Origin of the sequence: Corynebacterium provencense, assembly GCA_900049755.1 — a bacterium.
GTDB classification, from domain to species: Bacteria; Actinomycetota; Actinomycetes; order Mycobacteriales; family Mycobacteriaceae; genus Corynebacterium; species Corynebacterium neomassiliense.
The window spans coordinates 32,244-55,133 of sequence record LT160593.1 but is presented as its reverse complement, the minus strand read 5'-3'; the positions used below and the strand labels follow the sequence as shown (position 1 = coordinate 55,133).

The 22,890-nt window shown below is 66.4% G+C and carries 19 protein-coding genes and 1 pseudogene; 8 read left to right on the top strand and 12 right to left on the bottom strand.

Features of this window, described 5'->3' with window-relative positions; all coding sequences use genetic code 11:
* Window positions 1–60 precede the first annotated feature (60 nt).
* Window positions 61–1,230: a UDP-galactopyranose mutase gene (gene glf, locus BN3906_RS06755; RefSeq protein WP_066586378.1), complete on the bottom strand. Its 1,170-nt coding sequence runs from the start codon at window positions 1,228–1,230 to the stop codon at window positions 61–63.
* Window positions 1,231–1,275: 45 nt separating this feature from the next.
* Between glf and BN3906_RS06750 the strand changes: the two genes are divergently transcribed.
* Window positions 1,276–2,412 carry a zinc-binding alcohol dehydrogenase family protein gene (locus tag BN3906_RS06750; protein WP_066589381.1) on the top strand — a complete coding sequence of 379 codons (1,137 nt, stop codon included), beginning with the start codon at window positions 1,276–1,278 and terminating at the stop codon, window positions 2,410–2,412.
* 9 nt (window positions 2,413–2,421) lie between these two features.
* On the opposite strand, the gene BN3906_RS06745 is transcribed toward BN3906_RS06750, so the two are convergent.
* The 3 genes from BN3906_RS06745 to nrdI all read right to left on the bottom strand — a co-directional run bounded on the left by BN3906_RS06745 (window position 2,422) and on the right by nrdI (window position 5,084).
* Window positions 2,422–3,204: an acetoin reductase gene (locus BN3906_RS06745; RefSeq protein ID WP_066586376.1), complete on the bottom strand. Its 783-nt coding sequence runs from the start codon at window positions 3,202–3,204 to the stop codon at window positions 2,422–2,424.
* Between the two features lie 303 nt (window positions 3,205–3,507).
* Window positions 3,508–4,530: a class 1b ribonucleoside-diphosphate reductase subunit beta gene (nrdF, locus tag BN3906_RS06740; protein WP_078057245.1), complete on the bottom strand. Its 1,023-nt coding sequence runs from the start codon at window positions 4,528–4,530 to the stop codon at window positions 3,508–3,510.
* Window positions 4,527–5,084 carry a class Ib ribonucleoside-diphosphate reductase assembly flavoprotein NrdI gene (gene nrdI, locus BN3906_RS06735; RefSeq protein ID WP_078057244.1) on the bottom strand — a complete coding sequence of 186 codons (558 nt, stop codon included), beginning with the start codon at window positions 5,082–5,084 and terminating at the stop codon, window positions 4,527–4,529. The genes nrdF and nrdI overlap by 4 nt, the downstream gene beginning before the upstream one ends.
* A gap of 238 nt (window positions 5,085–5,322) precedes the next feature.
* Between nrdI and BN3906_RS06730 the strand changes: the two genes are divergently transcribed.
* The 3 genes from BN3906_RS06730 to BN3906_RS06720 all read left to right on the top strand — a co-directional run bounded on the left by BN3906_RS06730 (window position 5,323) and on the right by BN3906_RS06720 (window position 10,056).
* A complete protein-coding gene (locus BN3906_RS06730) occupies window positions 5,323–5,859 on the top strand; it encodes a flavin reductase family protein (protein ID WP_066586375.1) in 537 nt (178 codons plus the stop codon).
* Entirely contained in the window at window positions 5,846–8,008 is a 2,163-nt protein-coding gene (nrdE, locus tag BN3906_RS06725; protein ID WP_078057243.1) for a class 1b ribonucleoside-diphosphate reductase subunit alpha, read from the top strand. Before BN3906_RS06730 ends, nrdE begins: the two co-directional genes overlap by 14 nt.
* 161 nt (window positions 8,009–8,169) lie before the next feature.
* Window positions 8,170–10,056: a phosphoenolpyruvate carboxykinase (GTP) gene (locus tag BN3906_RS06720; protein WP_227871087.1), complete on the top strand. Its 1,887-nt coding sequence runs from the start codon at window positions 8,170–8,172 to the stop codon at window positions 10,054–10,056.
* 45 nt (window positions 10,057–10,101) lie between these two features.
* On the opposite strand, the gene BN3906_RS06715 is transcribed toward BN3906_RS06720, so the two are convergent.
* The 4 genes from BN3906_RS06715 to serS form a co-directional block, all read right to left on the bottom strand.
* Window positions 10,102–11,301, bottom strand: a complete 1,200-nt coding sequence (locus BN3906_RS06715) for a low temperature requirement protein A (RefSeq protein WP_187119910.1) — start codon at window positions 11,299–11,301, stop codon at window positions 10,102–10,104.
* Between the two features lie 35 nt (window positions 11,302–11,336).
* A complete protein-coding gene (locus BN3906_RS06710; RefSeq protein WP_066586373.1) occupies window positions 11,337–12,251 on the bottom strand; it encodes an HAD family hydrolase in 915 nt (304 codons plus the stop codon).
* A 14-nt stretch (window positions 12,252–12,265) separates the two neighbouring features.
* On the bottom strand, window positions 12,266–13,195 hold the full coding sequence (locus tag BN3906_RS06705; RefSeq protein ID WP_066586370.1) for a lysophospholipid acyltransferase family protein: 930 nt from the start codon (window positions 13,193–13,195) through the stop codon (window positions 12,266–12,268).
* A gap of 65 nt (window positions 13,196–13,260) precedes the next feature.
* Window positions 13,261–14,535 carry a serine--tRNA ligase gene (serS, locus tag BN3906_RS06700; RefSeq protein WP_066586368.1) on the bottom strand — a complete coding sequence of 425 codons (1,275 nt, stop codon included), beginning with the start codon at window positions 14,533–14,535 and terminating at the stop codon, window positions 13,261–13,263.
* A 41-nt stretch (window positions 14,536–14,576) separates the two neighbouring features.
* On the opposite strand from serS, the gene BN3906_RS06695 reads away from it, so the two are divergent.
* Entirely contained in the window at window positions 14,577–15,593 is a 1,017-nt protein-coding gene (locus BN3906_RS06695) for a septum formation family protein (protein WP_066589363.1), read from the top strand.
* A 5-nt stretch (window positions 15,594–15,598) separates the two neighbouring features.
* On the top strand, window positions 15,599–15,946 hold the full coding sequence (locus tag BN3906_RS06690) for a metallopeptidase family protein (protein ID WP_078057458.1): 348 nt from the start codon (window positions 15,599–15,601) through the stop codon (window positions 15,944–15,946).
* 53 nt (window positions 15,947–15,999) lie between these two features.
* Here the strand turns inward: BN3906_RS06690 and BN3906_RS06685 are convergent, their stop codons facing one another.
* The 3 genes and pseudogenes from BN3906_RS06685 to pheA all read right to left on the bottom strand — a co-directional run bounded on the left by BN3906_RS06685 (window position 16,000) and on the right by pheA (window position 19,697).
* A complete protein-coding gene (locus BN3906_RS06685; protein ID WP_066586364.1) occupies window positions 16,000–17,547 on the bottom strand; it encodes an MFS transporter in 1,548 nt (515 codons plus the stop codon).
* Window positions 17,548–17,699: 152 nt separating this feature from the next.
* Complete coding sequence (locus tag BN3906_RS15075; RefSeq protein WP_066586361.1) at window positions 17,700–18,686, bottom strand: histidine phosphatase family protein; 987 nt, start codon at window positions 18,684–18,686, stop codon at window positions 17,700–17,702.
* Window positions 18,683–19,697 (bottom strand): annotated as a pseudogene (pheA, locus tag BN3906_RS06675) (prephenate dehydratase). Before pheA ends, BN3906_RS15075 begins: the two are co-directional and overlap by 4 nt.
* Before the next feature lie 39 nt (window positions 19,698–19,736).
* Here pheA and BN3906_RS06670 point away from each other — a divergent pair.
* Window positions 19,737–21,227, top strand: a complete 1,491-nt coding sequence (locus BN3906_RS06670; protein ID WP_066586357.1) for an amidase family protein — start codon at window positions 19,737–19,739, stop codon at window positions 21,225–21,227.
* A 40-nt stretch (window positions 21,228–21,267) separates the two neighbouring features.
* Window positions 21,268–22,050, top strand: coding sequence for a CPBP family intramembrane glutamic endopeptidase (locus BN3906_RS06665; RefSeq protein WP_066589354.1), 783 nt, complete (start codon window positions 21,268–21,270; stop codon window positions 22,048–22,050).
* Window positions 22,051–22,069: 19 nt separating this feature from the next.
* On the opposite strand, the gene BN3906_RS14075 is transcribed toward BN3906_RS06665, so the two are convergent.
* Window positions 22,070–22,543 carry a hypothetical protein gene (locus BN3906_RS14075; protein ID WP_187119909.1) on the bottom strand — a complete coding sequence of 158 codons (474 nt, stop codon included), beginning with the start codon at window positions 22,541–22,543 and terminating at the stop codon, window positions 22,070–22,072.
* Between the last annotated feature and the right edge of the window lie 347 nt (window positions 22,544–22,890).

Here is a 22,890-nt window from a genome sequence, read left to right as displayed (position 1 = left end):
CCCCGGCGACAGGAGCAGTCCGGCCGGGCTTCACCGGACTGTGCCGGACTGTGCCGGACGTCAGCCCAGCAGCGGCGAGATCTTGTTCTCGAACATGGTCAGCGCAGATCCGATGGCCATGTGCATGTCGAGGTACTGGTAGGTGCCGAGTCTGCCACCGAAGAAGACCCTGTTGTCCCCGGTCTCCGCCTCTGCGAGTTCGCGGTAGCGCAGCAGCTTCTCCCGGTCCTCGGGGGTGTTGATGGGGTAGTACGGTTCATCGTCACCTTCGGCGAAGCGGCTGAACTCCTTCATGATGACGGTCTTGTCCGTCGGGTAGTTCTTCCTCTCCGGGTGGAAGTGCCGGAACTCGTGGATCCGGGTCCACGGGACATCGGCGTCGTTGTAGTTCATCACCGGGGTCCCCTGGAAGTCCCCGGTGTCCAGCACCTCGGTCTCGAAGTCGAGGGTGCGCCACCCGAGGCGTCCCTCCGAGTAACCGAAGTAGAGGTCGAGCGGCCCGGTGTAGACGACCGGGGCGTCCGGGTTGGCTGCGCGGACACTGTCACGGACGTCGAACCAGTCGGTGTCGAGGCGCACCTCGATGTTGTCGTCGGCCGCCATGTTCTCCAGCCACGCGGTGTAGCCGTCGACGGGCAGTCCCTCGTAGGTGTCGTTGAAGTAGCGGTTGTTGAAGGTGTACCGGACCGGCAGGCGGGAGATGTTGGACGCCGGGAGTTCCTTCGGATCGGTCTGCCACTGCTTCGCGGTGTAGTCACGCACGAATGCCTCGTAGAGGGGACGGCCGATCAGGGAGATTCCCTTTTCCTCCAGGTTCCGGGCGTCCTCCGGGTTCAGGCCGTCAGTCTGTTCTCTGATCAGGGCCTTCGCCTCGTCCGGGCTGTAGTAGCGGCCGAAGAACTGGTTGATCAGGCCGAGTCCCATGGGGAACTGGTAGGCGGTGCCGTCATGCATGGCGAACACACGGTGCTGGTAGTCCGTGAACTCGGTGAACTGCTTCACGTAGTCCCAGACCCTTTTGTTGGAGGTGTGGAACAGGTGGGCGCCGTACTTGTGGATCTCGATACCGGTGGAAGGCTCCGCCTCAGAGTAGGCGTTGCCGCCGATGTGGCTGCGACGCTCGATGACGAGCACCTTCTTGTTCAGCTGGCTGGCGGCACGCTCGGCGACGGTCAGTCCGAAAAATCCGCTGCCGACGACGATCAGGTCGTACTTGCTGTTCTCACTCATGACCGTCAACGTTACAGGTCGCCTACCATCGGCGGCATGACTGACATGCCCTCCCCGGAAGCTTCCGCCCGCCCCTCCGCACCGGCTGCGCCCCTGCCCGCCACCATGCACGCTGTCGCGGTGACGGAAGCCTACCCCGCCACCGACCCCCGCTGCCTCACCGATGTCGTCACCGGGGTTCCCGCGCCCGGACCGCACGACCTTCTCGTCAAGGTCGCTGCAGTGTCGGTCAACCCGATCGACACGAAGATGCGTCGCCGGGCCGCCGCAGCCGTCGCCGCCGGTGAGCAGCCAGTCCTCGGCTATGACGCCGCCGGCACTGTCGTCGCGGCCGGCACCGGTGTCACCCGTTTCGCGGTGGGGGACGCCGTGTTCTACGCCGGGTCACAGCTGCGCCCCGGGACGAACTCCCGGTTTCACGCGGTGGACGAGCGCCTTGTCGGACATGCCCCCACGTCACTGCCGCCGGAGGACGCCGCCTCCCTGCCCCTGACCTCGCTGACAGCCTGGGAGGCACTGTTCGAGCGACTGGGGGCAGGGCTGGACAGCGGGGTGGCCCCCGACCCGGGTAGTCCGGCATCCCTGCTGGTCGTCGGCGGTGCCGGTGGGGTGCCGAGCATCATGGTGCAGCTCGCCCGGGCACTGACCGGGCTGACGGTCATCGCCACGGCCGGTCGGGACAGGTCAAGGAGCTGGATGGCGCGCATGGGCGCGCACCATGTGATCGACCACCGGAAAGGGCTTGCAGAGCAGATCGCCGCGCTGCAGAAGCCGGTGGCGTCCGGCGGACATGATCTGCCACCGGTGAGGTTCGTGTTCTCCTCGCAGTCCTCCGGACGCTCCGGTGACCTCGCCGCGCTGATGGCACCGGCCTCCCACCTGTGCCTCATCGACGACCCGGAGTCCTTCGACCTGGGTGCGTTCAAGCGCAAGTCTGTCTCCCTGCACTGGGAGTCGATGTTCACGAAGGTGATCTACGGTTCCGGTACCGACGCGGACGCCACGGTCGACCCGGCGTCCCAGGGGAGGATCCTGGACCGCATTGCCGACCTGGTGGACACCGGGCGCATCGTCCCGACCACCGGGGAGGTCCGGGAGGGGATGGACGCAGCCACCCTCGCAGGCGCCCACCGCGATCTTGAGGCCGGTCACGTCACCGGCAAGATCGTGGTGCGGGTGTGATCGCAGCCGTCAGTTGTAGAGCATGCCGCCGTCGACGAGCAGCACCTGGCCGGTGACGTAGTCAGCGTTCGGGCCGGCGAAGAACGACACCACACCGGCGACATCCTCAGGCGTCTCGATACGGCCGAGGCTGATCGAATCGACGTTCTCCTTGAGGTTCTGGCCGCGGGGCTTGCCGTTGATCTCGGAGAGACGCTCGTCGATGAGGTCCCACATGCCGGTGCCGACGATGCCGGGGGCGTAGGCGTTGACCGTGATGCCCTTGGGCGCGAGTTCCTGGGCGGCGACCTGGGTGATGCCACGGACAGCGAACTTCGACGCGGAGTAGGCGCCGAGGATCGGGAATCCCTGGATCGCGGCGATGGAGGCAGCGGAAATGATGCGGCCCTTCTTGCCGAGCTCCTCGAACTTCGCGGCCGCTGCCTGGATGCCGAAGACGACACTGTTGACGTTGATGGAGAAGATCTTGTCGAGATCCTCACCGGTGATCTCGAGAACCGGCTTGACCTGCGCGATACCGGCGTTGTTGACGATCACGTCGAAGCTGCCGAGATGGTCGGCCGCGGCGTCGACGGCGGCGACGATGTCGTCTTTCTTCGAGACGTCAGCTGCGACGAAGATCGCACGACGGCCGAGCGCCTCGATCTCCGCGACCACGCCCTTACCCTTCTCCTCCTGGAAAGGCAGGTCGGCGACGGCGATGTCGAATCCGTCGGCGGCGAGCTTCAACGCGATACCACGGCCGATGCCCTGGCCTGCGCCGGTGACGAGTGCTACACGGGGTTCACCCATGACTGTTCCTTCCGAAGTTTCTTCTGAATTGTCGGCGTCCGACAGATTCTGCCGGTCCACAGCGCCCCAGAGTAGCCCCGTTTCGGCACTCACTTTCCACTTGTCAGCGTGGCCCTGCCCACATTTGTGCCGCCTTCGGACCTGATCTCGCCTGACCTGGCGTGACCTGGCGTGACCTGACCTGATCCTGCCTGATCCTGGTCGGGCACAGTCCGACCGGCCGCCGGTGCCAGCTGCATCCACACGCAACGGGGGTGCCCGTCAGGGGTGACAGTGGATGCGACAGGATCTCCGGCAGGCGGATCAGAAGTCCCAGTCGTCCTCCACCGTCACCTCGGCCCGCCCCATGACGTAGCTCGACCCTGAACCACTGAAGAAGTCGTGTGTCTCCGAGGAGTCCGGGGTGAGCGCGGCGATGATCTCCGGCCCCACCTTTGCCGACCGCTGCTCATACTGCGGCGTGTAACCGAGGTTCATCAGCGCCTTGTCCGCGTTGTAGTGGACGAACGCGTCCACACCCGCATAGGTCAGGGGAGCATCCGGCTGGTCCGTGACCAGGGAATACAGGTCCTCCGAGTAGTTTTTCTCCAGGTCGAGGAGCTCCGCGGTGAAGCGGTAGGTGAAGTCCTCCATCTCCGCCACCCGGTCAGGGTGTGCCTCCAGACCACGCTGGTACTTGTACCCGGAGTAGTAGCCGTGCACGGCCTTGTCGCGCAGGATCAGCCGGATCATGTCGGCGGTGTTCATCATCACCCCACGGCTGGAGTACCACAGCGGCAGATAGAAACCGGCGTAGAGCAGCAGTGACGACAGCAGAGTGGACGCCACCTTCCGCTTCAACGGATCCGTTCCGACGTAGTGGCGCATCACCGCAGTGGCGCGGGGCTGCAGCCGTCGGTTCTCCACGGCCCAGGTGTAGGCGTCCTCGATCTCCCCGGAACTGCACATGGTGGAGAACACCGAGCTGTAACTGCGGGCGTGGACAGCCTGCATGAAGGCGATGTTCGCGTACACGGCCTGTTCGTGTTCTGTGCGGGCGTCCGGGATCTGGCTGATCTCACCGACTGTGGCCTGCACCGTGTCCAGCAGGGTCAGACCGGTGAAGACACGGGTGGTGAGGGTTCGTTCGGCGTCACTGAGAGCACGCCAGTCCGGGAGGTCATTGGACAGCGGGACCTTCTCGGGGAGCCAGAAGTTGCCGGTCAGTCGTTGCCACACCTCAAGATCCTTGGGGTCCTCGATCCGGTTCCAGTTCACCGGACGCAACGGGACGGTGGAACCCGGACGCCACTGGGGCGGTGTCTGGGAATGGTCGGTGTAGGTCATGCGGTCTCCCTGTCTTCTGTGCTGTGGTCGTGAACTGCGGTCCGGTCAGGCCGGTCTTCTTCCGGGCTGCCCCTGTGGGGTGTTTCCCTGTGGGGTCTGTCCCTGTCCGGCACGTCTGTGTCAGCTTTCCCCGAACGCCAGAACTCCGTGACCCCCTCGCGGACGGTCTCAACGTCGCGCCGGGTGCCGAGGAGTTCGAACCGGTACAGCTCAGGCACCCTGCACTTCGCGGAGATGATTCTCCCTGCGGCGCAGTAGGCTTCTCCGAAATTGATGTTCCCGCTGGTGATGACGCCGCGGATCCAGCGTCTGTTGTCCGGGTCGTTGAGGAAACGGATGACCTGCCGGGGCACCGCCTTCCCCTCGTCCCCGCCCCCGTAGGTGGGGGTGAGCAGGATGTACGGCCGTCGGACAGAGAGGGGATCATCCTTCCTCCGCAGTGGTATCCGGGCGGCCGGGAGTCCGACCGCCTCGATGAAACGTCTGGTGTTCTCCGAAGCCGAGGAGAAGTACACGAGGAAGGGGCTGTTCCGCCCCCCAGAGTTCAATACCATGAACTTTAATGTACCACTCCTTGGATTCCGTGCTACTCTCGTCGTCATCCCGGCACCCCGGCACCGGAGACGCCGGGGGACGCCGCAGAACACGAGCAGCACCCCCAGAGGAGTACCGAATGCCCTGCATCACCGATGCGCCGACAACGACGACAACCACAGCCGGTCCACCGTCGGCGGTCCCGCCCGACCGAACAGGACTACGGCCGACAGACGCCGTCGCCGGCGGTGCAGCCGAGTGACAGCCACGGCAGAAGGCTTCCGCAACCTGTTCCGGCAGACGCCCCAGGCCGTGTGGGTCCTCACCACACGAGACAGCGACGGCGTGCCCTTCGGTGTCACAGTGACGTCACTGACTTCGGTCTCCTCAGACCCGCCCACCGTCACCTTCGCGCTGCACAGCACCTCATCCGTCCTTCCCGTGTTCGCCGAGTCACCGCGCATCCTCGCCCAGGTGGTCTCCGTGGACGGAGAAGACACCGCCCGGCACTTCGCCGCCCCGGGCATCGACCGCTTCAGCACAGTCGAGGACTCCCACGGACCGGGAGGCCTCCCCGCTGTCGAAGACTGCTGCGGGCGGATGCTCATCCGTGTCGACCGCGTTCTCCCCGTCGCCGACAGCGCCCTGTTCATCGGCACCGTCCAGGTCACCTGGATTCCGCTGGACCCCCGGGAGCCCGCCGTCTACCGCAACAGGACCTACACCAGAACCGACGCCGGGTCCCAGGGAGATCCGGTGCTCCAGAATTTCAGGATGGGACATGATGACGACTGATCTCGGTAAGACTGTCGCGGAGCCGGTGGACCGGGCTGACCAGCTGGACTACCACGCGTTGAATGCGATGCTGAACCTGTATGACGGTCAGGGCCGTATCCAGTTCGACAAGGACCGGGAGGCGGCGAACCAGTTTTTCCTGCAGCATGTGAACCGGAACACGGTGTATTTCCATGATCTGGAGGAGAAGCTGGGGTATCTGGTCGACAACGACTACTACGATGCTGCGGTGCTGGACCGGTATGATCCGGGGTTTGTCAAGGGGTTGTTCAAGCAGGCGTATGCGCACAAGTTCCGGTTCCGGACGTTTCTGGGGGCGTTCAAGTACTACACGTCGTACACGTTGAAGACGTTTGACGGCAGTCGGTACCTGGAGCGGTACGAGGACCGGGTGTGCATCGTGGCGTTGGGGTTGGCTGACGGTGACGAGGGGTTGGCGTCGCGGTTGGTCGACGAGATTATCGAGGGTCGGTTCCAGCCGGCGACGCCGACGTTTCTGAATGTGGGTAAGGCTCAGCGGGGTGAGCCGGTGAGTTGTTTCCTGTTGCGTATCGAGGACAACATGGAGTCGATCGGCAGGTCGATCAATTCGGCGTTGCAGTTGTCGAAGCGTGGGGGTGGGGTGGCGTTGCTGTTGAGTAACATCCGTGAGGTCGGTGCGCCGATCAAGCATATTGAGAATCAGTCGTCGGGTGTGATTCCGGTGATGAAGTTGCTGGAGGATTCGTTTTCTTATGCGAATCAGCTGGGGGCGCGGCAGGGTGCGGGTGCGGTGTATCTGCATGCGCATCATCCGGATATCATGCGTTTTCTTGACACGAAGCGGGAGAATGCGGACGAGAAGATCCGGATCAAGACGTTGTCGTTGGGTGTGGTGATTCCGGATGTGACGTTTGAGTTGGCGCGTCGTAATGATGACATGTACCTGTTTTCTCCGTATGATGTGGAGCGGGTGTACGGTCGTCCGTTTGCGGATGTGTCGGTGTCTGAGCATTATGATGAGATGGTGGAGGATCCGCGGATCCGGAAGTCGAAGATCAATGCCCGGCAGTTTTTCCAGACGTTGGCGGAGATTCAGTTCGAGTCGGGGTATCCGTACATCATGTTCGAGGATACGGTGAATCGTGCGAATCCGATCGAGGGTCGTGTGACGCATTCGAACCTGTGTTCCGAGATTTTGCAGGTGTCGACGCCGTCGGAGTTCAATGATGATTTGTCGTATGCTCGGGTGGGGGATGATATTTCGTGTAATCTGGGGTCGTTGAATATTGCTGCGGCCGTGGATTCCCCTGATTTTTCGTTGACGATTGAGACGGCGATTCGTGGGTTGACGGCGGTGTCCGACCAGACGTCGATTGATTCTGTGCCGTCGATTCGTCAGGGTAACGAGCGTTCTCATGCGATTGGTCTGGGTCAGATGAATCTGCATGGTTTCCTGGGGAGGGAGCATATTTTCTACGGGTCGGAGGAGGCTCTGGATTTCACGAACGCGTATTTTGCGGCGGTGATGTTCGAGTGTCTGCGGGCGTCGAATGTGCTGGCTCGTGAGCGGGGTGTGCGGTTCGGTGGGTTTGAGTCGTCGGAGTATGCGTCGGGTGCGTTTTTTGACCGGTATGATCCGGAGGAGTTTGCTCCGGTGACGGCGCGGGTGCGGGAGATTTTTGAGGGGTCGTCGATTCATATTCCGTCGGTGGGGGACTGGGCGGAGTTGCGGGCGTCGGTGATGGAGTTCGGTCTGTACAACCGGTATCTGCAGGCGGTGCCGCCGACGGGGTCGATTTCGTACATTAATAATTCGACGTCGTCGATTCATCCTATTGCGTCGAAGATTGAGATCAGGAAGGAGGGGAAGATCGGGCGGGTGTATTATCCGGCGCCTCATATGGACAATGATAATCTGGAGTTTTTCCAGGATGCGTATGAGATCGGGTATGAGAAGATTATTGACACGTATGCTGTGGCGACGAAGTATGTTGATCAGGGTCTGTCGTTGACGTTGTTTTTCACGGATGATGCGACGACGCGTGATATTAACCGTGCGCAGATTTATGCGTGGCGGAAGGGGATCAAGACGTTGTATTACATCCGGTTGCGGCAGACGGCGTTGACGGGCACTGAGGTGGAGGGGTGCGTGAGCTGCATGCTCTGACTCCCCCGCCCGGCGTGACCTCGCCCGGAGTGACCCGACCCCACCCGCCGTCCGGGACAACCACCCCGGCCCCCTGAAAGACCTCAAGACCTCAAGACCTCAGGACTTCAGGACCACAGACCAGAAGTACACAGATTCACAGGAACAGAAGAAGGATTACCGTGACACTGCAGAACACCCGGGCACCACAGATCCCCGACAGCGTGCCCGAAGGCCCGGTACGGGACTTCATCGCACACTGGGCGGAGATCACCCGCCCCGACCGTGTCGTCGTCGTCGACGCCTCCGACGACGCCTCCCTGCTGGAGGAAGCCCTCGCCGCCGGCGAACTCCACCCGGCAGGTGACGGACGCTACTACTCCCGCTCCCACCCCAGGGACACCGCACGCTCCGAGGAGAGGACCGTCGTAGCCACCTCCGACCCCTCCGACGCCGGCGTGTACAACAACTGGCGTCCCGCAGAAGAGGTGAAGGCCGAACTCACCTCCCGACTGCAGGGTGCGTCAGCGGGTCGGACCATGTACGTCGTCCCCTACCTCATGGCCGTTCCCGGTGGCCCTCTCGCCCGCCACGCGCTCGGTGTCGAACTCACCGACGACCGCACTGTCGTCCTCCAGATGATCAGGATGGCACGGGTCAGCACCCGCTTCCTCGAGGAACTCGCCGAATCCTCCGACCCCGGCTACTTCGTCCGCGGCGTCCAGGTTTCCGGCGACCCCGAGAGCCTCGGTCAGGGAACCGACGACGACCAACGCCTGTTCGCCACCCTCGCCGATGAACGGACGATCATCCACTACGGGTCCGCCTACGGTGGAAACGCCCTGCTCGGCAAGATCGCCCACGCACTCCGCCTGGCCTCCTACGACGGCCGCCGCACCGGGGACTTCCTCGCCGAACAGTTCATGCTCCTCGGCGTCACCGACACGCTCACCGGGAAGACCTGGCACGTCGCGGGAGGTTTCCCCAGCGCCTCCGGGAAGACCAACCTGGCGATGACCCTGCCCCCCGACGCCCTGGGCGACCGGTACCGTGTCACCTTCTACGGGGACGACATCGCCTGGATGTGGGTCGGAGACGACGGCCGGCTCTACGCCATGAACCCGGAGAACGGCGTGTTCGGCGTCGCCCGGGACACCAACAGCCGCACCAACCCCGCGGCAATGGAGGCCGTCCGCCCCGGCACCGGCACCATCTTCACCAACGTCGCCTACAACGAACTCACCGGCGACGTCTGGTGGGAGGGAAAGACACCCGACACACCGGAGGACACCACAGGCTGGAGGGACTGGACCGGCACCCTCATCGACGACCGGGACCCCTCCGACCGCGATGCCCCGTGGGCCCACCCCAACAGCAGGTTCACCACCGCCCTCAGCAACGTCACCACACTGGCACCCGACGCCACCGACCCCGCCGGAGTCCCGGTCGACCTCATCATCTTCGGCGGCCGCACCAGGGACCGGGAACCCCTCGCCCGGGTCGTCGAGGGCAACGCCGCCGGAGTCTACGACGGTCTCACCCTCGGCGCAGAGGCCACCTTCGCCGCCGAAGGTCTCGACGGACAGCTGCGCTACGACCCGATGTCCATGCGCCCCTTCCTCTCCTACCCCGAAGGCGACTACGCACGACACTGGCTGGACATCCTCGGACGGCTGACCGAACCCCCGACCTTCGCCCACGTCAACTGGTTCCAGCGCGACCCCGACGACGGTCACTACCTGTGGTCCGGATTCCGGGACAACCTGCGGGTCCTGCTGTGGCTGCTCGCGTACCGCGAAGGCACGGTCACCGGCATCCCCACCCCCGTCGGTGTCGTCCCCGCCGCCGGTGAACTCGACCTCACCGGCCTCGACATCCCGGCCGACGACCTGACCCGGCTGCTCAGCATCGACCCTGTCCGCTGGGGGCAGGAGATGCAGGCCCGGAGCGTACACCTGTCCGCATTCGCCGACCTGCCGGAAGAGATATCCGGGGCACACCGCGACACCGCCGCCGCCCTCGCCGACAGCATGACCTCCCCGGACGGCGCTCCGCACGACAACAGCTAGGAGGAGCCCACCGCAGCAGGGAGGACGCCACGGGAGAACGCGGCGTCATTCCTGCTGATCCGCCCCGTCAGGACCCGCCACCAGCACAGCCACCACCAGGACGAGAACGACGGCGCTCCACGCGGTGGGCACCGGGATCAGGGGATCCAGGAAGACGAGCAGGGCTGCCAGCGGAACCACCAGATTGACCAGCCTGCTGCCGACAGGTCGTATCACCAGCAGCCAGACACCTGCCATGAACACCGCGACAGGGAGAGTGACCGTGAAACTCGTCGCGATCTCCCCCAGTTCACTGTGCCCGGTGATGCTGCTGATCTCAGACTCGATTCCCGCCGACAGGGCACCCGCCGCAGCAAAGATGAAGTAGTGGCCGTAGCCGTACACCAGCGAATGCGCCATGTCGGAGATCCTCCCGTGGTGCGGCGCCCAGAAATATATCCACCACAGGCACGCCGTGACCGTGAACGCGAGCACCGCCAACGGCACCAGCTCCCCGAGGTACTCCCCCTCATGGAGCGCCTCGATGATCGCGTTCGCGGACCCCAGAAGACTCTCACCCATGAGAATGAGGGTGAACAGGCCGTAGCGCTCGGTGATGTGACGGGCATGCCAGGGTGTACGGCCCCGCCGTTCGGCGACGACCGGGACGGTAAGCTCCGCCGCCACCAGGACAAGGAAAACCACGGCCTGCGCCTGGCCGGGGAGGAACAACCAGGCCACCCAGAGCACCTGTACTGCGGCGATCCCCCCGGCGTACACCCGTGCCGCCCGACCCGCAGCACCTCCGGCCCGTGAGGCCCGGAGCCACTGGCTGACCATTGCCAGACGCATGACGACATAGCCGACGACCACCAGCCGGAAGTCTCCGTCGGAGAAAGCCGGGGGGATACCGGCCGCCAGGACAAGGACCCCGGCCATCTGGACGAAGGTCATGACCCGGTACAGCCAGTCGTCATTGTCGAAACTGGTGGCGAACCAGGTGAAGTTCATCCACGCCCACCAGACCGCGAAGAAGATCATCAGGTACGAGGAAATTCCGTGCCGGACATGCCCCTCCACAAGAGATTCGTGGAGGTTCGTACTCGCCAACGACACTGCGATGACGAAAACCAGGTCGAAGAAAAGCTCAAGGGTACTCGCGGCGCGGTGCCGCTCGCCCGGATCACGGGGACGCACGGGACTGAGGTGGAGACGGGTGCGCGACGGTACCGGGGAGTCTGCTGATGCCATGGAGCTCGATGCCATGGAGGTCAAGGTACGGGCCGAGGGGCCGCGCCGCATCAGAACCAGCGTTCGAGCACTTCCGCCACACCGTCATCGTCGTTGGACACGGTGTGGTGGACCGTGGCGTCCCTCACCTCAGGTACGGCGTTGCCCATCGCCACCCCGAACCCCGCCCACCTCAGCATCGCCAGATCATTGGGCATGTCCCCGAACGCGACGACCCGGGCAGGGTCGATCCCCGGCACCGCGTCCGCGCCGACATCCCCACCGGAGGCGTCACCCAGGGCGTGCGCCAGTCCGGAGAGTTTCGTCACCCCGGGGACATTCACCTCCAGCAGCCCGCCGTCGAAAGACCAGGTCACATGGGCGTCATCCGGGTCGACGACAGGTTCCACCAGGTCGAACATGTCCGCCGAACCCAGGCCCTCGTGACGGACCAGCAGTTTCACCGCCGGACTGGACAACAGGCGGTCCCGGGTCTCCACGGCGTGCTCCTCAGAGTCCCAGGCGTGGGGGAAGGCCGGTTCTACGGCGAACAGTTCGTCGGCACGGTCGAACGCGCTCGTGCCGGTGCGTTCCACCGCGAAGCTCACCGGGCCCAGTCCCCGACGGGCGAGGACCGGGCCGGTGGCGTCGACAATGTCCGACGCCACCCTCCGCAGCACCGACGGGGAGAGTTCCGCCGCGTAGGTGACCCTGTCGGTGGCTGAATCGTAGACGACCGCACCATTGGCGCAGACACACACCGGTGACAGGCCGAGCTGCTCGACGACCGGGAGAATCCAGCGGGCAGGACGCCCCGACGCGGGAATGAACCGCACCCCGTCAGCGACGAGCCGGCCGATGACCTCCCGTGTCCGCGGTGAAACCCGGTCCGCCGAGGTGAGCAGCGTACCGTCCAGGTCACTGACGACCAGCGTCGGGCGCGGTGCCGCGACCGGGGACTGGACCGGTGCTGCGACCGGGGACACTCCCGGGCCCGCGGTCAACGCCTCAGCAGTTTCTTCCACAACGGCTTCTTCCCCATCCTCTCCGGGTGGGCCCTCAGTTCGGCCTCGCGGGCGGCGCGTTCCTCACGCCTGCGTCGGGCGTCCTCCCGGTCCCTGACGGTGGCGTCCTCCAGTGTGGGGGCGGAACCGCCGAGAGACGCGGGCATCCAGAACTCCCCGGGAGGGAACGGCCCGTAGAGCTCCGTGTACCTGGCGCGGACCCGGTCGAGCCGGGAGGTCATCGCTTCGCGGAGACGGCGGGTGTCCTCCCGGGCGTCCCCGGTGAGCTCCACCGGCTCTCCGACGTCAACGACCAGGCAGGCGTTCCGTGGACGCCACACCGGCTTGCGGCCCTTCGTCCATATCCGCTGTGAACCCCAGAGGATCACCGGGATCAGCGGGACACCGGCGTCCCGGGCTATACGCGCGGCCCCGTCCTTGACCTCCTTGATCTCGAAGGAGCGGGAGATGGTCGCCTCCGGGAAAATACCGATGAGCTCCCCGGCGGCGGCCCGTTGCGTCGCCTCACGGACTGAGGCGGCGCCGTCCGCCCGGTCCACGGGGATGTGACGGCATCCGGTCATGGCCGCGCCGGCGATAGGATTGTCCCAGATCTCCTTCTTCGCCATGAAGCGGACCAGCCGGCCCCCCTGGTATGCGGCGGGGATGCCCCCGAACACGAAGTCCCAGTACCCGGTGTGGTTCACCGCGAGCACCGCCCCTCCGGTGGCGGGGATCCGCTCAGGATGGCGGATCTCCACGGTGAGGTGCTGCATCCGACGCATCCACAGTTTCGCGAAGGGGATGATGATCCTGCCGTAGAACAGTTCCCGCGACTCGGGGTGCGGAGGCGTGTCCGGCACCTCGGGAATGACCGTGAACCCCTTCGGGAGCCAGAAGTGGTCACGGGGGAGCTTGAGAACCATGGGAGTCTCTACCTCTTCGGTGTGGTCGTCAGCGGATCAGGGCGTTGTCGGCGGCAGTCAGGCAGTCACCTCGTCGCCGGTGTCAGAACGTCCTTGCCGATGAACGGGCGCAGGGCCTCCGGCACGACGACGGACCCGTCGGCCTGCTGGTTGTTCTCCAGGATCGCCACCAGCCAGCGGGTGGTGGCGAGGGTGCCGTTGAGGGTGGCGCAGATCTGTGCCTTACCGTTCCCGTCACGGTAGCGGGTCCTGAGACGCCGCGCCTGGAAAGTGGTGCAGTTCGAGGTGGAGGTGAGCTCACGGTAGGTGTTCTGGGTGGGGATCCAGGCCTCCGTGTCGAACTTGCGGGACGCCGAGGACCCGAGGTCACCTCCGGCGACGTCGATGACACGGTAGGGGACCTCGACGGCGGCGAGCATGTCCTTCTCCATGGCCAGCAGCTGCTGGTGGACGTCCTCCGCCTCCTCGGGCCTGGCGTAGACGAACATCTCGACCTTGTCGAACTGGTGGACGCGCAGGATACCGCGGGTGTCCTTGCCGTAGGACCCGGCCTCCCTGCGGAAGCAGGAGGACCATCCGGCGTACTTCAGGGGCCCGTCAGACAGGTCGATGATCTCGTCGGAGTGGTATCCGGCGAGGGCGACCTCGGAGGTCCCGACGAGGAAGAGGTCGTCGGTGTCCAGGTGGTAGATCTCGTCCGCGTGGGCTCCGAGGAAGCCGGTGCCCGCCATGATCTCGGGGCGCACCAGCACCGGCGGGATCATCAGCTTGAAGCCGTGTTCCACCGCCTTGCGCGCAGCGAGCTGCAGCATCGCCAGCTGCAGCAGGGCACCGTCACCGGTGAGGAAGTAGAAACGGGCGCCGGAGACCTTCGCACCGCGTTCCATGTCGATCAGTCCGAGTGACTCGCCCAGTTCAAGGTGGTCCCGGGGCGTGAAGTTGAATTCGCGCGGGGTGCCGATGTGTTCGAGGACGACGAAGTCGTCCTCACCGCCGGCGGGGGCACCGGTGACGATGTTGGAGATCTGGTACTGGAGGTCATGGACCTCCTGCTCGGCGGCGGCCTCGTCCGCCTCGATCTTCTTCACCCCCTCCGAGAGTTCTCTTCCCTTCGACTTGAGGTCGTCACGTTCCGCGGGGGTGGCGTCCTTCATCTTCCCGCCCATCGCCTTCGAGAAGGCCCTGGCCTCTGCGCGGGCGCTGTCCGCGGCGGCGATGAGGTCACGTCGCCGCTGATCGGCCTCCAGAAGCCGGTCGACCAGGGACGGGTCCTCGCCACGGGTACGCTGGGATTCGCGGACGACGTCAGGGTTCTCCCGGAGGAACTTCAGATCAATCATGGCCTCCAGCTTAGCGGCAGTGCCGTGACACAATGGACGGCATGTCCTCCGAAGCGCTTTCGCCTGTCCGTCGACGTCGACGTCGACGCACTCTGACGGTACTGCTCGTCGCGTCCCTGTGCGGCGGGACAGGCGCCGCCACCTACGCGGCACTGAGCCCTGACGGTTCGAGCCCGGTCAACCCCACCCCGCCCGGCCCCACCGGAAGCACTGTCGCCGCCCCTGTGTCCTTCACCGACGCGCAGGCGGGAAGCTGCCTGAACTGGACCCAGGACGGGCCGGTGACCAGGGATATCGTGACTGTCGACTGTGCACAGCCCCACCGTTTCGAGGTGGCGACGCGTGAGGATCTCTCCCAGTACCCCACCAGTGAATTCGGCCCGGACGCCCCCCAACCGGACCTGCAGCGCCAGCAGCAGCTCACCGAGGAACTGTGCACCGCCCCGACAACGGACTATCTCGGGGGGAAGCTCGACCCGACGGGCAGGTACACGATCTCCCCGATTCTCCCCCCCGCGGAGGGGTGGGCGGCCGGGGACCGCACCATGTTGTGCGGGGTGATGGTCACTGACGCCGACGGCACCGCCCTGGAGGTCACCGGCGTGGCCGCAGGCTCGGACCAGTCGAGGTTCTCCGCGGTGGACACCTGTGTCCGCGCCGTCGGCGACACCGCCTCCGAAGTGCCCTGTGACCAGCCCCATTCGTGGCAGGTGACGAAGGTGGTGAACCTCGCGGACAACTTCACCGGGGCGTGGCCCACGGTCGACGAGCAGAACCGGTGGCTGTCCGGGGTCTGTCAGACCGCCGCCGTGGACTACCTCGGCGGCGGTGACGCCGGAGATGAGGCCCTCTACCAGTCCACACTCGTCCCGTTCTGGACCACGATGACAGAGGATTCCTGGGATGCCGGGTCCCGTACCGTCAACTGTGCACTCACCAAGGACAGTGCAGGACCGGAGGGGCAGTCCTTCGCCGAGATCGTCGGAGACGTCCGCGGCGCGTTCACCCTGGACGGTCAGGCGCCTGAACCCCAGCCTGCGCGGAATCCGAGGAGGTGACCGGTGTGGTCGAGGTGACCGACGAGGAGTTCGGCGAACTGGTCGACCGCGGGCTCGGGATGATCCCCCGGAGACTGCTCGACAACCTGGACAATGTGGCGATAGTTGTCGAGGACCGCAACGAGGAGGACCCGGACCTGCTGGGCCTCTACCACGGAGTAGCGCTCACCGAACGCTCCGTGGAGTGGCCGACCTATTTTCCGGACAAGATCAGCATCTACAAGGACGCCCTGTGCCGCTGGTGCCGGACCCGCGACGAACTCGCGGAGCAGGTGGCGGTGACCGTGGTACACGAGATCGGCCACCATTTCGGGATCTCGGACGCCCGGCTCCACGAGCTGGGTTGGGGCTGACTTCCCGGGCCCGGCGCGACCTGCGCCGGCCCCGTGTGCTGCGCCGGTCTCTCCTACTGCCCGGCCCGGTCGTCTGACCGGTCGTCTGACCGGTTGTCGTCGGTGTCCCTGACGGGCATGGTCGAGACATCGTATTTCTCGTTGTCCGCGAAACCCTCGAGCACACCCTCGACCTCGTGGTCGTGGTCGACGACCGGCATGGAGCCCAGCAGGTTGCGGCCGGCCGACTCCCGCATGCAGTACACGCCGACACCTCCCACCAGGCAGGCGAACATGATGTAGTACGCGCCGGCGTAGTCGGTCCCGAGAATGCTCTGCAGTGCGGTGATGACGAAGCCCGTGGTGCCTCCGAACAGGGCGACGGCAATGTTGAACATCAGACCCATCGCCGTGTACCGGCTCGCCGTCGGGAACAGTGACGGGAGGGCGGACGCCTGGATCGACACCTGGAACATCATGATCAGTCCGATGATCATCAGTCCGGCGAGTGTGGACCACACCCGGTCCATCATCATCAGGGAGAAGGCGGGGATCGCGAAGACGACACCGACGGCACAGCCGGTGATCATCACGGGTCGGCGGCCGACACGGTCGGACAGGGCGCCGAACAGCGGCAGCCCGACAGAGACGATGATGAGCACGGGCACCAGCAGGGCGTTGCCGTGGACGGTGTCGTAGCCCAGGGTCTCGGTGAGGTAGGTCGGCATGAAGGTCGTGAGTGCGTAACCGACAACCTGGGCGCACATCACCAGGGCGGACCCGGTGAGGATCTGCGGCCAGAAGTTCCTGAACAGGTAGCTGATCTGACCCCGGAAACTGGTGTCTGAGCTGCCGGAGGTGGCGGTGTCCGCGCTGACCGCGGCGTCCCCGCTCCCGGTGGTGCCGGCGGAATCTCCGCCGCGGCTCTCCTGCACGGCCTCGAAGGCGTGGGATTCCTCGATGTGGGAGCGCATGTACAGTCCCACGAGTCCCAGCGGCAGGGCCACCCAGAAGGCGACACGCCAACCCCAGGACTCCATCTGGGCGTCCGAGGTGGACAGTTCCAGCACCGTGACCAGCGCCGCGGCGGCCGCGAAACCGAGATAGGACCCGAGATCGAGGAATGAACCCCAGAATCCCCGACGCCGGTCCGAGGCGTACTCGGCGATGAAGGTCGCCGCTCCCGCGTACTCTCCACCGGTGGAGAATCCCTGGACGAACTTCAGCAGGATCAGCAGGACCGGGGCGGCCACACCGATCTGCTGGTAGGTCGGGAGACAACCGATGAGGAATGTCCCCACCGACATCATGATGATCGTGAACGCGAGGATCCTCTTCCTCCCGATCCGGTCACCGAGCGGTCCCAGGACCAGTCCGCCCAGTGGCCGGACAAGGAAGGTGACCGCGAGGGTGGCGAAGGTGGCCAGGCCGTCCCACGGTTCGGGCAGGGGGAAGAAGTGGAGGGTGATGTAGACCATGACATAGGAGAAGACCCCGATGTCGAACCACTCCATGAAGTTCCCCAGCAGGGTGGCGCGCAGCGCCTTCTTCATTTTCATCTGGTCCACGACGTGTATGTCGCTCGCCTGGATCGGCGCCGTGGAGGGTGCATTGTTAGCCACAATGATTCCTTCCGATAGTCGAACTTGATCGACCGTACCGGAAAATGTCGGGGAAACTACGCCGGAGCCTCAGGAAACCGGGGTCACGGTCCCCGCCGCGACCCCTCCCACATGCCGGCACCGCACCCGGACCACGGTCACATCAGACCAGGTCACGCCAGTGACGGTGGCTCTCCGAGACCCGCCCAGTCAGTGACCTTCCAGGGTTCCCGCACAATTTCGGGAAGGTAGTCCCCGGTCCACAGCATGGGCGCGTCCACCGTCGGCAGTTCCGGCACCGTCAACGAGTCCGGGACCTCCAGCTCCACCCGGGCGGTGTTCGCCAGGTCCGTCCGGACCGCGTACCCGGGATCGACCCTCCCCAGGTATCCCGCCACAAGCCGGATGACGGCTCCGTGACTCACCACGGCCAGATCCGATCCGACGGACCTGACCGCCGCCAGCATCGGCAGCAGGGAGGAAAGGTACCGTCCGACGACCTCCCGGCCGTTCAACGCCCCGGGGACCCGGAGGTCCAGGGCTCCGCCGAGCCAGTCGGCGAAAGTGCGGTGGTAGACCAGGTGGGCCTCAGGGTCGGTGCGCATCTCCAGGCGTCCTGCGGGTATCTCCGAGATCCCCGGGACCGCCCCGGGCACCGCCTCCGGCGGGATCAAGGGAAGCTGCCGCTGCGGGGACCCGGACAGGCGGGGAACATCCTGTACCGCTGCCGGCGTCCACTCCGGAGTCGGTTCCTCTGACGGCATACCGTCCGACGGTATCCCCACGTCACCCGTGAGCACAGGCTCCGGCAGGTCCGCCCCGGCGTTCCGGCGGGACAGTCCCCCGTAGCCGGCGACCACCGGAACACCGGTCAGCGATCCTGCGAAAGGACTGCCCGGCGAGGTCGTGTTCAGGTCCACCCCGTAGGACGCCGCACCCGCCACGATCCCCGCCGCCGTCTGCCGGGCCCGCAGCGCCAGCGAGGAGACAAGGTACATTCCCGGCGCGGTGCCCCCTGTCTCCACGGCGATCCTCTCACCCGCGGCCCGGGCCTGGTCCCACCCGAGAGCGGTCAGTGACGCCCCCGGCAGGGCGGTGTCCAGGGCCCGGATGACGTTGGAGGTCGTCTGCCCGTGCCGGATCAGCAGCAGGCGGGTCATACTGTCCGGTTCCTTTCCGACCCCGCCTCCGGGTCCAGGTGACCTCCCCGCCTCAGACGGCCCCGCCGCAGGTCACGGATCCACCGACGCGAGTCGGAGTAGTCGGGGGGCACAGACCCGGACGGCCCGCTGACGCCACCGACCCAGCCCTCCTGCGGCCACGACCCCAGGTACCGGACTTTCTCGCAGTACCGGTACAGCCCTGCCAGCGCTTCGGCGACGGCGGCGTCCTCGATGTGCCCCACGATCTCGAGGTGGAAGTCGTAGGTCCCGGCGTGTTCCCGGGTGGGCCGGGATTCGATCCGTGACATGTCCACCCCCCGCATGGACAGTTCCATGAGAGCCTGGACCAGCGACGAGGGCCGGTTGGGGACGCGCAGGACGAAACTGGTCCGGTCGTGTCCGGTGGGGGCCGGTGGGGTCCGGGGTCGGGTGATGAGGACGAACCTGGTCCGGGCGTCCTGAATGTCGGCGACGTCCTCGGCGAGGGGTTCGAGCCCGTGGATCAGCCCCGCCCGCGCCGGTGCGGCTTGGCTCTGATACACATCTAGCTGCGGGTGAGAGACAGGCCGTGCCGGCGGCCACGGCCCCCGCCCCGGCACCGTTGGAGGACGCCGCGACGAACTCCACCCCGGGGAGATTCCTCCCCAGCCACCCGCTGATCTGGTTGTAGGCGACCGGGTGACAGGTCAGGGTCTTCACGTCCTCCGGACGGGTGCCGGGTCGCACGAGGACCGAGAAGGTGACGGGGACGTCGTGCTCCCGGATGATCTGGAGTTCATCACCGGTGGTGAAGCAGTCGAAGGTCTGGGTGACAGGGCCGTCCACACTGGACTCCAACGCCACGCAGGCGACATCCGCGTCCCCGGCGCGCACCATGTCCAGGGCCTCGCGGGGTGATGAGACGGGAATGTGGTCGGCATCCCCGGGGAGATGACCTGCGGCCGTGAAGTCGGTGACGGCCTGCTCGGTGAAGGTGCCCCGCGGGCCGAGGAAAGCGACGGTGGTCATGTCCTTCAACCTACCTGGCGGAGGCTACGCTGGGTCACCATGGCACCACCCCGGACCCCCGCCACCTCCACCGCCGCGCGACTGCGGTCCGTCCGTGAGTCCACCGGACTGTCGGAGGAGGAACTCGGGGTCGCGAGAATGTACGCGGCACCGCACGTGGACGCCTCAGCCGCCACCGGTCCACTGTCCGGTACCGAGATCCTCGTCAAGGACCTCCAGCAGGTGGAGGGGGAGACCACGGGCTTCGGCAGTCCGGCCCACGCCTGTACGGCCGCCGCCGACGACGCCGTCGTCCGGCACCTCCTGTCGACGGGGGCGTCACTGGTGGGGGCGTCGGTGAGCTCCCAGTTCGGCGCGACCGTCTACACGGAACCGGCACTGGTCGGCGGTGGTGCCGGCCCGGTGAATCCGGTGGATCCCCTGATGACCTCCGGCGGATCCTCGTCGGGGGCGGCGGTGGCTGTGGCGCGGGGGATCGTCGACATCGCCCACGCCAGCGACGGGGGCGGGTCGATCCGGGTTCCGGCTGCCGCGGTCGGTTTGCCCGGCTTCAAGCCCGCCCACCGTGTGGCCGGCGGTCCCCTGCCGGATCCGACGGCGCAGGGCTTCATCGCCGCTGACATCGCGTTGACCGCCCGCGCCTACGGGATCACCGGCGAGGGCCTGTGCACCGCACCGCACCCGGACCCTGCTTCCGCGGTGCCGTTGCGGCTGGGCATGACCACGGTCCCGTTCCACGGTGACCCCGGTCAGGCGGGGCCGACGTCCGTGGACCCCAGGATCACCGCGGCGACGACGGCGGCAGCGGCCCTGCTGGTCACCCATCCCCGGGTCGCCGGGGTCTCCCCGGTCCCCGCGCCGTACCCTCCCGCGCGTTTCGCACTCTTCGCGGAGCTCATGGCCGCCAGGTGCGCCTCCCTCCCGGATCCGCTGGGACCGATGCCGCGCTGGCTCAGGAACCGTGGCGCGCAGCTCACGGCGTCTGACACGGCCGCCGCCGCGTCAGCTGTCAGTCGGCTCCCCGACGAGGTCATGCAGGCGTGGCCGAGGGTGGACGTGGTGGTCACCCCGATGCTGGCCTGCGCCCCTCCTCCGGTCGGCGCATTCTCGGCACTGTCGTCGGCGGGGTCTCCGGGGCTGGACTTCCTGGCCCAGACGGCGTGGACGCCGTGGGCGACCCTGTGGAATCTCACCGGGTGGGCCGCACTGTCGGTGCCGCTGGTGCCTGCCGCTCCGGGCAGGTGGCCGGTGTCGGTGCATCTGGGTGCCGTCGGTGACAGGGTGGACGCCGCGACCCTGCTGGCCCTGGGGGCCCACCTTCAGGCCGCGGTCGCGGATCTGGTGGCAGGTGATGACGCCGCGGCCGAGGCTTTCACCTGCCCGGGACCGGGGGATGTCGAGGCGCTGGGGTTCCGGCCTGTCCGGTCGGGGCGTCTGCACGCACACCCGCACGGTCACGGTCACGGTCACGGTCATGGTCACGCTCAGGCACCCGGCCACTCACAGACGGAGGACGCCCGTGACCGTTGATCTCCGCAGTCTCCGCCGGTGGCTGCACTCCCCCTCCCCGGTGAGCCCCGTCCCGCCCGCCACCGCTACCGGGCGCACCGCACTGCGCTGGGAGATCTTCCTGGTCCTCGCGGTCACTTTCGGCACCTCCGGCGTCCGGGCGGCGCTCCGGCTTCTCGAGGCGGCGACCACCCCGACCAGGCTCAACGAGCAGACCACCACCCTCAACGCCCCGGTATCCACCCTGGCCTGGCTTGACCCGGTGTTCCAGCTCATCAGTTCGGGCGTGCTGCTGGCCTGGGGCGGTCTGGCGGTCCTCCTGCTGCTGCGCCATGTTCCTGTCCGTCTCGCCGGACTGACCGACCCCGACCGTCCGGGGCTTCCCCGCCCCCGTCTGCGGGACGTGCTTCCCGGTGCGGGACTCGCGGCGCTGATCGGACTGCCGGGCCTGCTGTTCTACGTCGCCGCGGTCAAGCTCAACCTGTCCAGGCAGGTCGTGGCGTCCGGGCTGGACTCCTCGGCAGGTGATCTGGCACTGCTGGTCGTCAACGCCTGGGCGAACGGCGTGGCGGAGGAGGTCATCGTCGTCGCCTGGCTGGTGTCACGGTTGCGTCAGCTGCAGGTGCCGTGGGCGTGGGTATTCGCCGCCTCAGCTGTCCTGCGTGGAAGCTACCACCTCTACCAGGGCTACTCCGCGGGGTTGGGGAATGTGCTCATGGGACTGGTGTTCGTCTACTTCTTCTACCGGACCGGGCGTGTGTGGCCGTTGATCATCGCCCACGGGCTGATCGACACGGTGGCGTTCGTCGGCTACCAGGTCCTCGGCGGGGTGCCGGGGCTGTAGCGGCCGCCGACGCCACCGGTCAGTGTTTCCGTCTCCCGTTGCCGCTCTTCCCCTTCTTCTGCATCTGCTTGGTCTGCTTGTTCTGCCTGGTCTGCTTGGTCGGCTTCGACTTCCTGGTCTGCCTGGTCTTCTTTGTCGCCTCCACCGCCGCGGCGTTGGCAGTGCGGACCATCGGCACGAATCCGAGAATCACAGCCAGGTACGGCACCAGTCCGAGGTATCCCGCCCACTTCTCTCCGACGACCAGGCCGACGACGAGTGCCGCCACCCAGACCACCACTGTCGCAAGGACTGTCCTGCGTGCCACGGGCAGTGCCGCGAGGTGCCCGGCGGTCCAGGTGGCGTCAGACTTCTTCACCGCCGGCGTCACCAGGCCGAAGCCGCTGTTCCTGTCCAGGTGTCCCCTCGCCGCCGCGCGCAGCATGGAGAACACGATCAGGGCCGCGACGACGGCCAGACCTCCGGCGACCAGTCCCATGGTCTCATCACTCATGGTTCCCAGGGTATCGGCGTTCACCCGGGCGACCGAACCGGGAGCCACCTCCGTCCTCCCCCGCCGGGCCACGCCCCCGGGACGGGCCGCCCCGACCTCTCCCCGGCGGTCTCGCCCCGGTGCTCCCCGTCGCCACAGGATGCGTCTGCGCGTCCGTCGGTTCACTAAGCTGTCCCCATGGATCAGCCACCCCGCCCTGATGACGGAGCCGACCTGTACGCCCGGGACCACCGGGGCCGGGTCCTGCGCGACCGGTTCGGCAAACCTGTCATGCGCCGGCCCGACGTGCGCGCCGACGAACCCGCAGCCGGTTCCGGCGAGCAGCAGCCACGGGGACGCCACGAGCG

Bases quoted from the DNA above. Each gene is read 5' to 3' on its own strand.
- BN3906_RS06695 (WP_066589363.1), top strand. From the start codon at position 14,577: ATGTCCTCCGAAGCGCTTTCGCCTGTCCGTCGACGTCGACGTCGACGC.
- BN3906_RS06750 (WP_066589381.1), top strand. From the start codon at position 1,276: ATGCCCTCCCCGGAAGCTTCCGCCCGCCCCTCCGCACCGGCTGCGCCC.
- BN3906_RS14075 (WP_187119909.1), bottom strand. From the start codon at position 22,543: ATGAGTGATGAGACCATGGGACTGGTCGCCGGAGGTCTGGCCGTCGTC.
- serS (WP_066586368.1), bottom strand. From the start codon at position 14,535: ATGATTGATCTGAAGTTCCTCCGGGAGAACCCTGACGTCGTCCGCGAA.
- nrdE (WP_078057243.1), top strand. From the start codon at position 5,846: ATGATGACGACTGATCTCGGTAAGACTGTCGCGGAGCCGGTGGACCGG.
- glf (WP_066586378.1), bottom strand. From the start codon at position 1,230: ATGAGTGAGAACAGCAAGTACGACCTGATCGTCGTCGGCAGCGGATTT.
- BN3906_RS15075 (WP_066586361.1), bottom strand. From the start codon at position 18,686: ATGACCCGCCTGCTGCTGATCCGGCACGGGCAGACGACCTCCAACGTC.
- nrdF (WP_078057245.1), bottom strand. From the start codon at position 4,530: ATGACCTACACCGACCATTCCCAGACACCGCCCCAGTGGCGTCCGGGT.
- BN3906_RS06745 (WP_066586376.1), bottom strand. From the start codon at position 3,204: ATGGGTGAACCCCGTGTAGCACTCGTCACCGGCGCAGGCCAGGGCATC.
- BN3906_RS06705 (WP_066586370.1), bottom strand. From the start codon at position 13,195: ATGGTTCTCAAGCTCCCCCGTGACCACTTCTGGCTCCCGAAGGGGTTC.
- nrdI (WP_078057244.1), bottom strand. From the start codon at position 5,084: ATGGTATTGAACTCTGGGGGGCGGAACAGCCCCTTCCTCGTGTACTTC.
- BN3906_RS06670 (WP_066586357.1), top strand. From the start codon at position 19,737: ATGGCACCACCCCGGACCCCCGCCACCTCCACCGCCGCGCGACTGCGG.
- BN3906_RS06715 (WP_187119910.1), bottom strand. From the start codon at position 11,301: ATGGCATCGAGCTCCATGGCATCAGCAGACTCCCCGGTACCGTCGCGC.